Raw genomic sequence first — 10,248 nt, forward strand, 5'->3', positions numbered from 1 at the left:
CCCGCCGGGCCTATTCCGCGGTGACCGGGCCCGCGGGGACGGACGTCAGATGCTCAGGCCCTTGGAGCGGAGCCAGGCCGCCGGGTCGATGCCGTCGCCGGACGGGGTGTGGACCTCCAGGTGGAGGTGCGGGCCGGTGACGTTGCCGGTGGCGCCGACGCGGCCGATGGTCTCGCCGGTGCCGACGGACTGCCCGGCGCCGACCGTCATCGAGGAGAGGTGGCAGTACCAGATCTCGGTGCCGTCCTCGAGCTCCAGGACGATCCGGTAGCCGTACGCGCCGGACCAGCCGGCCGACTTCACGGTGCCTCCGTGCACGGCCTTGACCGGGGTGCCGGTGGGAGCGGCGAAGTCCAGGCCGGTGTGGTAGCCGGAGGACCACATCGAGCCGGCCTCGCCGTAGGTCGAGGTGATCGTGTACGAGGAGGTCGGCAGCGAGTAACTTGCGGCCAGCTTGGCCAGGCGCTCGGCCTCGGCCTTGCGCGCGGCCTCCTCCTCGGCCTGCTTCTTCGCCTCGGCGGCCGCCTTCTCCGCCGCGTCGGCCTTGGCCGCGGCCTCCGCCGCCGCCTTCTCGGCGGCCTCCTTCTCCGCAGCGGCCTTCTCGGCGGCGTCCGCGGCGGCCTGCTGCTGCTCGGCCTGCTGGAGGATGCGGGCGCGCAGCGCCTCGCCGGCGTCGGCCTGCGTCTCGGTCCGGGTCTGCGAGCCGGTGCCGGAGTCCGTGCCGTCACCGGTGGTGAAGGTGAGCGCGGTGAGCGGCTGCGTGTTGTTGCCGCCCGCGGTGTCCGCGGCGCCCTCGTCGTGGCCGATCAGGTCGCCGACGCCGGGCAGGTCGGAGGCGTCGGGCAGGTCGACGTCCGGCAGGGCTATGGAGACCGGGGGCTTCTGCTGGGCGGTGGCCAGGCCGCCGGCACCGACGGCGGCGATCACGCCGACGCCGAGGACGGTGGAGGAGCGCGCGAAGTTGGAGCGCTGCTTGACGACGCGGTGGCGTCCGCCGGAACGGCGGTCACGCAGGGAGTCCTCGGTGGGGTTCCACTCCTCCCCGGCTCCGTCCAGGACGCCCGCGTCACCCGCCGCGCCGGAGGCGTCGAAGGGGGTGAAAGGGGCGAAGGGGGTTTGCGGAGCGGGGGTGTTGGACGCCACGGAGGCGTTCTCCTTTCCTTCCTTCTCGCCTACCGGGTTAGCTGACGGGTTCGGAGCAGGAAGGTCTCCTACGGGCGTACCGCACGGGTGCGGTGGGGCCCGATTCACCCCAAGTGGTGGTTCCCCGGTTCCCTTGCGGGATTCGGCGCGTGCGCACGGTGCCGCCTCTTGCGGCGGCTGGGACGACCGCGCTGCGTTATCGAACGTTAATAGACTCGGCCACCCGATTCCAAGCCGTATCCCTTGATCATTCGTTGAAATGGGAGGGAATCGTCCGACTTGACCCCCACTCAGAAACGCGTCAGCAGCAAACCGTGAATCTGACGTTACGTCAATTGTTATCAGAGGGACACCCCCCGACTACAGCTGGTCACCGCTTCCCGGCAGGGCCCGGCGGCACCACCGGCATCGTCCGCCGCCGCTCCGGCTGCCCCATCGCCGGACGGCTCACCGCGAGCAGCGCCATGTCGTCCGTGGCGCCCCCGCCGGTGTGCCGGCGCACGTCCGCCACCAGAGCGTCGAGGAGCTCCTCCGGCCCCGGGAAGAGCCGCCCCGCGAGACGCTCGCCCGGGTCGTAGAAGACCCCCTCCGCGTCCCGCGCCTCCGAGAGCCCGTCCGTGTAGAACAACAGCGTCGCGCCGGGCGGGTACGACGTCTCGTCGGCCCGGTCCGGCCAGACCGCGAGGTCCCCCATCCCCAGCGGCAGCGCGGCCTCGCTCGGCCGCAGCAGCTCGACCCCGCCGTCCGCCCGCAGCAGCAGCGGCTCCGGGTGACCGCGGTTGACCACCCGCACCACCCGGTCGCCGCCCGGGATCTCGGCGAGCACGGCCGTGGTGAAGCCCTCGAAGGCGTCGAACCCCTCCCGCCGGGTGCCCTCCCGGGCCAGCGCCCGCTCCAGGCGCGCGGCCACGCCCTCCAGCGTCGCCTCCTGCTCGGCCGCCTCCCGGAAGGCACCGATGACCACGGCCACCGCCTCCACCGCGCCGAGCCCCTTGCCCCGGACGTCCCCGACCACCAGGCGCACCCCGTACGGGGTGTCCTGTACGGCGAACAGGTCGCCTCCGATGAACGCGTCCGCGTGCGCCGCCTCGTACCGGGCCGCGATCTGCAACCCGCCGATCCGGGCGGAGGGTGCCGGGAGCACCGCCCGCTGCGCGGCCTCCGCGATCACCCGCGCCGACGCGAGCCGTTCGCCGCTCCGGCGCACCGCGCGGTTGATCAGCAGCGCGAGCGCCGCGACGGTGACCACCGTCAGGGTCTCGGTGAGTGCCGGGATCCGGTCGACCGTCCCGTTGTAGACGTGCAGACCGACGCTGGCCAGGACCGCGGCGATGCCCGTGAGCAGCGTGACCAGGGTGGAGAAGAACGGGGCGGCGATCAGCGGCGCCGCCGAGAACAGCGGCGACGCCGTGTAGTCGGCCGGGGTCGACAGGTCGAAGGCGACCCCGCCCACGATGATCAGCGGGGGGAGCGCGCGCAGGAAGCGCCGGGCGCCGCGGTACGGACGGATCACGCCCTCGCCGCCCGCTCCACGGCCCGCCGATGCTCGCCCCACCTGTGCTCTCCTGCCCGGTCGGTCCGTCCACGGGGCGGACCGAACCGCGCCCACCCCAGGGTGCCGTCAGGACGAGCGGCTCGGCGACTCCTCCTCGGCCGGTTGGCGTACGGCGAGCCGCCCGCCACGCGCCAGCGCCGCCATGGCCGCCGCGCACCCGAGACCGATGGCGCAGAGCACCAGCCACGGCGCCGCCGACCAGCCGGTCACGTCGAGCAGGGCGCCCGTCCCCAGGTTCCCGAGCGTGATGCCGATCCCGCAGACCGTGTTGTAGAGCCCGTAGTGGGTGGCGACCCAGCGGCCCTCGGACAGGGCGACGACCGTGTCCATCTCGTACGGGTAGAGCACCGCGTTCGCCACCGCCAGGACCGCCGCGCACAGCAGCAGCCCGACCAGGGAGCGCCCGAGCGCGGCCGGCACCAGGAAGGCCGCCCCCATCAGGGCGAGCCCGAGCACCAGGCACCGCTCCCGGGAGAGCCGCGCCGAGCACCAGGCCGTGATGCGCAGCTGCCCGGCGAGCGCCACCAGCGCCGAGACCACGAACAGCGCGGTGGTCGCCGCCGTGCCGTCCGCGGCGAGCGGCAGCGCCAGATAGACCTGGAAGGACAGCACGTACGAGCCGGTCATGGCGAGCGAGAACAGCCAGAAGACCCGGTTGGCGAGCACCGTACGGAACTGCCCCCCGGCCCGCCCTTCGCCCTCGGCCGCCTCCGCGGACCGCCGGACGGGCAGGTGCCGCAGCTGTACGACGGTCAGCCCGGCGAACAGCACCGCCGCCACCACGCACGTGAGCCGGAACGACACCCCGGTCAGCGCGACCCCGACCAGCGGCCCGAGCAGGGTGCCGGCCTGGTAGTAGACGTTGAACAGGGCGAACGCCTCCACGCGCCGCTCCCCCGCCTCCGCCGCCAGACAGGCCCGCACCGCCGGGTTGAACAGCGCCCCCGCGAGGCCCGTCGCGAGCGAGGCGGCGATCAGCATCGGCAGCGACTGCGCGAAGGCGAGCGCCCCGAAGCCGACCGTCCGCAGCGCGCACCCGGCGACGATCAGCGGCTTGAAGCCGAGCCGGTCGGCGAGCGCGCCGCCGACCAGGAACATGCCCTGCTGGGAGAGGTTCCGCGCGCCGAGCACCAGGCCCACCGCCCAGGCCGCCATGGAGAGTCCGTCGGCCAGGTGGGCGGCCAGGTACGGCATCAGCATGTAGAAGCCGAGGTTGATGGTGAGCTGGTTGAGGAAGAGCAGCCGCACGGCCGGATCGAACGTGCGCGTCCGCTTCCAGATCCCGCCCCGGGCGGGAGCCGTGGCCGTCGTCACCGCACACGCTCCCCGCGGTCCGCGCCGTCCTTGCGGCGGTCGAGGGCCCGCCGGGTCCAGCCACTGACCGGCACGCCCTCGGTCCAGGCCGCGGGGTCCGTCCGCACCGGCCCGTCGAGCAACCCGTGCGCCGTGCAGAACTCGTCGTTGAAGACGGTGTCGAAGTAGCGGTGCGGTCCGTCGGGGAAGACGGCCGCGATCCGGGTGCCGCGCGGCCGGGTGCGGGCCAGCCAGCCGGCCACCAGCGCGACCGCGCCGACGCTCCAGCCGCCGGTCGCGAACTGCCGGGCGGCCAGCCGACGGGCCGCCCGCACCGCCTCCGCGGGAGCCACCCAGTGGATCTCGTCGAAGGCGTCGTGGTCGACGTTGCCGGGGTGGATCGAGGAGCCGAGGCCGCGCATCAGGCGATCCCCCGCCGGCAGCCCGAAGACGGTGGAGTCGACGGAGTCCACGCCGACGAGTTCGAGCGCCGGGCTGGAACCGGCCCGCAGCGCACGGGAGATGCCGGCCGAGTGGCCGCCGGTGCCGACCGCGCAGACGAGCACGTCGATCCGGTCGAGCTGCTCGGAGAGCTCGGCGGCGAGCCCCGCGTAGGCCTGCGGGTTGTCGGGGTTCCCGTACTGGTCTGGCCACCAGGCGTCGCCCAGGGTCATCAGCAGCTCGGCGACCTTGTCCATCCGGGCCTGCTGCCAGCCACCGGTCGGGCCGGGCTCGGGCACCACGTGGACGTGGGCGCCGTGCGCGACGAGCAGCCGCTCCACGATCGGTTCGAGGCCCGGGTCGGTGACGACGTGCACCGGGTGCCCGTGCAGGACACCGGCGAGCGCCAGCCCGAGGCCCAGGGTCCCGGAGGTGGACTCGACGATCGGGGCGCCCGGCCGCAGTTCGCCGCGGCGGCGGGCCTGCTCGACCATGTGGAGCGCGGCGCGGTCCTTGATGCCGCCGAAGTTGAAGCCTTCGAGCTTGGCCCAGTAGCCGTCGTCCATCCACAGCACGGGGGTGTTGCCGACGGTCTGCCCGGCGACGGAGAGGAGGTGGGCGGGGTGCGTCATGGGATGTGCGTCCCTTGGAGTGAGGCGTCCGCGCGCACACACGCGCGCGGACGTGCGGAAGGAGCCTGGGTCGTCAGGTGCGCGACCCGGCTCAGTTCCGGTTCACTCCGAGGGCGATCAACAGCCGGCCCGGCTCGGGGCCGGGTCCCGCCCTGTCCCGGACGCAGCGCGTGTGCGGCGCCTCGGGGAACACCTCGTCGTACGCGAGGAGGACGGCGCCCCCGGCCTCCGGGGCCGAGAGCTGCGCGCCCGCGGACTGCGCGGGCAGATGCGCGTCGAAGGACCACCCCTCCCCGGGCCGCTCGCAGCCGTGCGGCAGGGCGGGGGCGGAGGCGGTGGTCCCGGCGGGGGCGGCCACGAGCGGCAGGCTGTGCCCGTGCGCGCCGTGGCAGACGCCCGCGATCAGCGCGACGAGCGCGCACAGCAGCAGGACGGCGGGCGCCCGCCGTCCTGCCTCGCGCAGCGTCACACGTCGATCACTCATGGTGCGCGCGAGACTACGGGGCGCCCCGCGGCCCGCGCAAAAGGGCGGGCCCGCTTTTGGCCACCGTTTACTTGCGGGCGTACCGCCCGCTGGCCGGGTCCCCCGCCGCGCGACTACAGGTTCCGCTCGGCCCAGATCCGCATGGCGTCCCTGACGAGCAGGGCGGTCCCTTCCCCGTGCCGGTCGTAGTTCTCCGTGAAGCGCGGGTCGTCGACGTACATCTGCCCGAGCCCGACGAAGTACTCCTTGCTCGGCGTCGTCGTGGCCGACAGCCAGGCGTGGTGGCGCCCGGTGATCGCCTGCACCTCGTCACTGCCGGGCGCGAGGCCCTTCGCGGCGGCCGCCGCGAAGTCGCGGGCGATACCGACCTGCTCGTCCTGGAACGCCTTCTTCTCCGCGTCGCTCAGCGAACGCCACCAGCGGTCGCCCTTCTCGTAGGCGTCGCGCCCCCAGCGCTCGGTCACCTCGGCCTCGTACCGGGTGTGGTCGAAGCCGTCGAAGACTTCCTCGGCCATCAGCTGTTCTCCTCTCTCGGTCTTGTGGAGAGTGGTCCGCACGGCCTCGATCTGCCGCCCGATGCGCTCGCGCTCCTGCTCCAGGAGGGCCAGATGCGTGCGCAGGGCGGCCGAGGTGTCCCGCTGGCCTTCGAGGACCTCGGCGATGGCGGGCAGGGAGAGCCCGAGCTCGCGCAGCAGCAGGATCCGCTGCAGCCGCACGAGGGCCGCCTGGTCGTAGTACCGGTAACCGTTCGCGCCGATCCGGCTCGGCTCCAGCAGCCCCAGCTCGCCGTAGTGGCGCAGGGTGCGACTGGTGGTGCCGGCCTTCCTGGCGATCTCCTGGATCGACCACTCCATGAGGAGAACGCTAGAACTTGACGTTACGTAAAGGTCAAGCCGTGCATCGGGGGCGCGGCGCGGGTCCGGCGGGGCGCCGTGTCCGGGAACGACGAAGGCCCGGATCCGTTTCCGGATCCGGGCCTTCGTGCTACTGAGTAGCGGGGACAGGATTTGAACCTGCGACCTCTGGGTTATGAGCCCAGCGAGCTACCGAGCTGCTCCACCCCGCGTCGGTGAACACCACCTTACGGCATGGATGCCCCTGCTCGGAAATCCATTCCTGTCAGCAGCCGCAGTCCTCGGCGTCGACCGGCGCCGTCAGCGGGTCCGCCACCTTCTGCGCGGCACCCTCCCAGGTCTCGTACGGGAACCCCTCACGCGCCCAGTACTCGAAGCCGCCCAGCATCTCCTTCACCTGGAAGCCCAGCTCGGCGAGGGCGAGTGCGGCCCGCGTGGCGCCGTTGCAGCCGGGGCCCCAGCAGTACGTGACGACCGGGACACTCTTGTCGAGCAGCTGCTCGGCCTGCTCGGGGATGAGCGCGGTCGGCAGGTGCACGGCGCCGGGAACGTGCCCCTGGTCCCAGGAGGCGGTCGACCGGGAGTCGAGCACGACGAAGCCGGGGTCGCCGCCCGCGGCCCGGGCGTCGGCGAGCGCGGAGGCCACGTCGGAGACGTCGGCGTGGAAGGCGAGGCTCGCCGAGAAGTAGGCCGCGGCGGCCGCCGGGGAGGCGGGCGGCGTACGGAGAACGGGGTTGACCTGGTTCGCTGTCGTCGTCATGGTGATCAATCTAGGGACGAAGATCATCTCGCTGAAGTGGTGATCCACGGCGGTCGGGGGGATCGGCCGGGGATTCCCGGGCGTTGTTCCGCACGGGGCAGGGATCTCACGTGCCGGGACGCCGTCACGTTCCAGGCTCCCTGTCCGTCATCACGATGTGACCGGACGCGAAGGGGAACGACGACCGATGGACGAGGACCGCGCCGCCCAGGACCTCCTGGCCGAACGCTTCGAGGCCGACCGCGGGCACCTGCGGGCGGTCGCCTACCGGATGCTCGGCTCGCTGAGCGAGGCGGAGGACGCCGTCCAGGAAACCTGGATCAAGCTGAACCGCTCCGACATCAGCGGCGTACGGAACCTGAGCGGCTGGCTCACCACCGTCGTCGGCCGCGTCTGCCTCGACCTGCTGCGCTCGCGCGCCTCCCGCCGCGAGGACCCGCTCGAGTACTACGTCCCCGACCCGGTCGTACGGGAGGAGGGCACCGCCGACCCCGAGAAGGAGGCGCTGCGCGCGGACTCCGTCGGCCTCGCGCTCCTCGTCGTCCTGGAGACCCTCGCCCCGGCCGAGCGGCTCGCCTTCGTGCTGCACGACATGTTCGCGGTCTCCTTCGACGAGATCGCCCCCGTCGTGGACCGCACTCCGGCCGCCGCCCGCCAGCTCGCCAGCCGCGCCCGTCGCCGCGTGCAGGGCGCCGCTCCGGCCCCCGCACCCGACGCGAGCCGCCAGCGCGCGGTGGTCGACGCCTTCCTCGCCGCCTCCCAGGGCGGCGACTTCGAGGGCCTGCTCACCGTCCTCGCCCCGGACGTCGTCCTCCGCGTCGACGGCGGCGTCCTCACCGCGGCCGCCTCCAAGCTGATCCGCGGCGCCGAGGCGGTCACCGCCCAGGCCCTCGCCTTCGCCAAGTTCCGGCACGCGGCCCGCCGCGTCACCGTCAACGGCGCGGCCGGCCTGGTCTCCCTCGCGAACGGCACCCCGGTCGGCCTCATGGCCTTCACGATCGTCGACGACCGCATCGTCGGCATCGACATCGTCGCGGACCCGCAGCGCCTGGCCGCGCTGGGCGTGCACTGACCCCAGGGCTCCCCGCGGAAGGCAGAACGCCCCGCGCCGGCTTTCGCCGGGCGGGGCGCCTCGTTGCTCGGGCGGCGCGCCGGGACACGACACTCCCCGCAGGCTCGTGTGCGCCCGGCCGTTCGGCCGGAACGTGCTCGACGAGGATGCGCCTGGTCCGTCACCTTGCCGGCGGATCCATTTCCGCCGGGGTGTCGGTGTGCCGGAGTTCGGCGAGCAGCTCACTCTGTCCGGCCAGGAGTTCGGTGAGGATGCGGCGTGCGGCGCGCAGGAGTTCCGCGACGTCGCCACCGGCCAGGGCGTAGCTGACGGTGGCGCCGTCACGGATGGAAACGACGATGCCGGATCGGCGCAGCACCGCGAGCTGTTGAGAGAGGTTGGACGGTTCGATCTGGATCTCGTTCAAGAGTTCGCGTACAGGTACCGGGCCGTTCTGGAGCAGTTCCAGCACGCGGATCCGGACGGGGTGCCCGAGCATGCGGAAGAACTCAGCCTTCGCCTGGTACAGCGGCACCTGCATGCGACAACACTCCCACCCGGTTCGACCGATCCAAGAGCCAACAACGAGAACTGCTGGTTCTTCGATGTCCAGCTCCGGCCATCCTCCCGCCTCCGGCTCCGGCCTGCCTTTGCCTGATCACATTCAGATGTGCTGAGTTGAAGACTTTTGCAAGTCTTGGGCATGCGGGAGCCGGGCAGAAGGACGGCTACAGCTCCAGTGCCGCTTCGATGCTCCTGAGCTGGTGCCTGGCCATGGCCAGGTTCGCCCGGTCCTTGTCCAGGACGAGGTAGAGGAACAGGCCGTTGCCTCCACGGCCCCTGAGCAGCCGGATGAGGTGGTACTGGCTCCCGAGCGTGATCAGCACGTCCTCGATGTTGTCATTGAGGTCCAGCATCTCCATGGTGCGGACCTTCGCCCGGATCACATCGGTGTTCCCCGCCGCGGCCACCGCCAGATCGAGGTCCTTTCCCCCACCCAGGCTTCCCAGCGCCATGCCGCTCGTGTAGTCGACCAGAGCGACCCCAAGGCTCCCCTCGATCGATGTCATTGCCTCTTTGAGAGATGTCTCAACAGACAACATCAGTGCTCGCTTCCTCTGCTCTCGAAGACCCCGGTCGGCCACACACCCCGGCCAGGCGATGACCGCAGACGCTACCCACTGACCGCCGGAACCGAAGGAAACATCGGGAAATCGGCAGGAATCGATCGGCCGTGCCCTAACATCCGCCCTTGCAGAGTGCTGGGGCCGCATGACTGAGGGCAGATCCACCGGTCGCCGGCAGGAGGAGGCCGACGGACCGTCGACGCGGCAGCCCGGCCGACGCTCTCTGCTGCTCCGCGCCGTTCTCTCGGGGCCGACCAGGGGTGGGGCCGGCATCCGGTCTCGGAGACCCCGGAAACGCCGGCGGCCCCAGGTCAGATGTCTCTGACCTGGGGCCGATCGGTAGGCCGTGTGGGACTCGAACCCACAACCAATGGATTAAAAGTCCACTGCTCTGCCAATTGAGCTAACGGCCCGTGGACAAGCACACCCGAGCAGCATAGCCCGATCCCTCCGCCAAACCGATCGGGTATCGGCCCCGGCGCTTCGCGTGGTGGAACGGGCAGGGCCCCTGCTCGCACTCGCGTGCGGGCAGGGGCCCTGTCGGTATGTCAGCCGTTGCGCTTCCAGCGCGGCTTGTCGTCCCGGCGGAAGCCGCCGCCGGACGGGCGGTGGTCGTCCCGGCGGAAGCCGCCGCCCGAGGGGCGGTGGTCGTCGCGGCGGAAGCCGCCGCCCGAGGGGCGGTCGTCACGACGGTCGCGGTTGAACGGACGGTCGCTGCCACGGTGGCCGCCGGAGGGGCGGTCGTCGCGGCGGAAGCCGCCACGGTCGTTGTCGCGACGGTCGTTGTCACGACGGAAGCCGCCGGACGGACGGTCGTTGTCACGACGCTCGAAGCCACCACGGTCGTCACGACGGTCGCGGTTGAACGACGGACGGTCGTTGTCCCGGCGGAAGCCACCGGACGGACG

10 protein-coding genes, 2 tRNA genes, 1 pseudogene and 1 riboswitch are annotated in these 10,248 nt (G+C 72.3%); of the genes and pseudogenes, 1 reads left to right on the forward strand and 12 read right to left on the reverse strand.

All coding sequences use genetic code 11. The features are described 5' to 3' along the window. Positions 1-45: 45 nt before the first annotated feature. The 8 genes from AB0M16_RS18445 to AB0M16_RS18480 all read right to left on the reverse strand — a co-directional run bounded on the left by AB0M16_RS18445 (position 46) and on the right by AB0M16_RS18480 (position 7,162). Positions 46-1,143, reverse strand: a complete 1,098-nt coding sequence (locus AB0M16_RS18445) for a M23 family metallopeptidase (RefSeq protein ID WP_365344048.1) — start codon at positions 1,141-1,143, stop codon at positions 46-48. Positions 1,144-1,154: 11 nt separating this feature from the next. Continuing rightward, positions 1,155-1,301: riboswitch (cyclic di-AMP (ydaO/yuaA leader) on the reverse strand. Positions 1,302-1,513: 212 nt separating this feature from the next. Then, entirely contained in the window at positions 1,514-2,698 is a 1,185-nt protein-coding gene (locus AB0M16_RS18450; RefSeq protein ID WP_365344050.1) for a PP2C family protein-serine/threonine phosphatase, read from the reverse strand. A gap of 66 nt (positions 2,699-2,764) precedes the next feature. Further along, positions 2,765-4,012 carry an MFS transporter gene (locus AB0M16_RS18455; RefSeq protein WP_365344052.1) on the reverse strand — a complete coding sequence of 416 codons (1,248 nt, stop codon included), beginning with the start codon at positions 4,010-4,012 and terminating at the stop codon, positions 2,765-2,767. Beyond that, positions 4,009-5,064, reverse strand: coding sequence for a PLP-dependent cysteine synthase family protein (locus AB0M16_RS18460; RefSeq protein WP_365344054.1), 1,056 nt, complete (start codon positions 5,062-5,064; stop codon positions 4,009-4,011). Before AB0M16_RS18460 ends, AB0M16_RS18455 begins: the two co-directional genes overlap by 4 nt. 91 nt (positions 5,065-5,155) lie before the next feature. Continuing rightward, the gene (locus AB0M16_RS18465; protein ID WP_365344056.1) at positions 5,156-5,548 is read right to left on the reverse strand and encodes a hypothetical protein; all 393 of its coding nucleotides are present in this window, start codon (positions 5,546-5,548) and stop codon (positions 5,156-5,158) included. 113 nt (positions 5,549-5,661) lie between these two features. Further along, complete coding sequence (locus tag AB0M16_RS18470) at positions 5,662-6,402, reverse strand: MerR family transcriptional regulator (RefSeq protein WP_365344058.1); 741 nt, start codon at positions 6,400-6,402, stop codon at positions 5,662-5,664. Positions 6,403-6,540: 138 nt separating this feature from the next. After that, a tRNA-Met gene (locus AB0M16_RS18475) sits at positions 6,541-6,614 on the reverse strand. Between the two features lie 53 nt (positions 6,615-6,667). Beyond that, positions 6,668-7,162, reverse strand: coding sequence for a rhodanese-like domain-containing protein (locus tag AB0M16_RS18480; RefSeq protein ID WP_365344060.1), 495 nt, complete (start codon positions 7,160-7,162; stop codon positions 6,668-6,670). A gap of 187 nt (positions 7,163-7,349) precedes the next feature. On the opposite strand from AB0M16_RS18480, the gene sigJ reads away from it, so the two are divergent. Further along, positions 7,350-8,234 carry an RNA polymerase sigma factor SigJ gene (sigJ, locus tag AB0M16_RS18485; RefSeq protein ID WP_365344062.1) on the forward strand — a complete coding sequence of 295 codons (885 nt, stop codon included), beginning with the start codon at positions 7,350-7,352 and terminating at the stop codon, positions 8,232-8,234. 160 nt (positions 8,235-8,394) lie between these two features. On the opposite strand, the gene AB0M16_RS18490 is transcribed toward sigJ, so the two are convergent. The 4 genes and pseudogenes from AB0M16_RS18490 to AB0M16_RS18505 form a co-directional block, all read right to left on the reverse strand. Then, positions 8,395-8,754: a metalloregulator ArsR/SmtB family transcription factor gene (locus tag AB0M16_RS18490; RefSeq protein ID WP_365344064.1), complete on the reverse strand. Its 360-nt coding sequence runs from the start codon at positions 8,752-8,754 to the stop codon at positions 8,395-8,397. A 187-nt stretch (positions 8,755-8,941) separates the two neighbouring features. Further along, positions 8,942-9,316: a hypothetical protein gene (locus AB0M16_RS18495; RefSeq protein WP_365344066.1), complete on the reverse strand. Its 375-nt coding sequence runs from the start codon at positions 9,314-9,316 to the stop codon at positions 8,942-8,944. A 364-nt stretch (positions 9,317-9,680) separates the two neighbouring features. Then, positions 9,681-9,753: transfer RNA gene (locus AB0M16_RS18500), tRNA-Lys, on the reverse strand. 135 nt (positions 9,754-9,888) lie between these two features. Next, positions 9,889-10,248: pseudogene (locus AB0M16_RS18505) on the reverse strand (RNA helicase); the annotation flags it as partial.

The sequence above is a fragment of the Streptomyces sp. NPDC051921 genome (genome assembly GCF_040680975.1).
Taxonomy (GTDB): domain Bacteria; phylum Actinomycetota; class Actinomycetes; order Streptomycetales; family Streptomycetaceae; genus Streptomyces.

What these genes read in the sequence shown, in the direction of transcription:
- AB0M16_RS18460 (WP_365344054.1), bottom strand. Translation starts at nt 5,064, where the DNA reads ATGACGCACCCCGCCCACCTCCTCTCCGTCGCCGGGCAGACCGTCGGC.
- AB0M16_RS18465 (WP_365344056.1), bottom strand. Translation starts at nt 5,548, where the DNA reads ATGAGTGATCGACGTGTGACGCTGCGCGAGGCAGGACGGCGGGCGCCC.
- AB0M16_RS18470 (WP_365344058.1), bottom strand. Translation starts at nt 6,402, where the DNA reads ATGGAGTGGTCGATCCAGGAGATCGCCAGGAAGGCCGGCACCACCAGT.
- AB0M16_RS18480 (WP_365344060.1), bottom strand. Translation starts at nt 7,162, where the DNA reads ATGACGACGACAGCGAACCAGGTCAACCCCGTTCTCCGTACGCCGCCC.
- sigJ (WP_365344062.1), top strand. Translation starts at nt 7,350, where the DNA reads ATGGACGAGGACCGCGCCGCCCAGGACCTCCTGGCCGAACGCTTCGAG.
- AB0M16_RS18490 (WP_365344064.1), bottom strand. Translation starts at nt 8,754, where the DNA reads ATGCAGGTGCCGCTGTACCAGGCGAAGGCTGAGTTCTTCCGCATGCTC.
- AB0M16_RS18495 (WP_365344066.1), bottom strand. Translation starts at nt 9,316, where the DNA reads ATGTTGTCTGTTGAGACATCTCTCAAAGAGGCAATGACATCGATCGAG.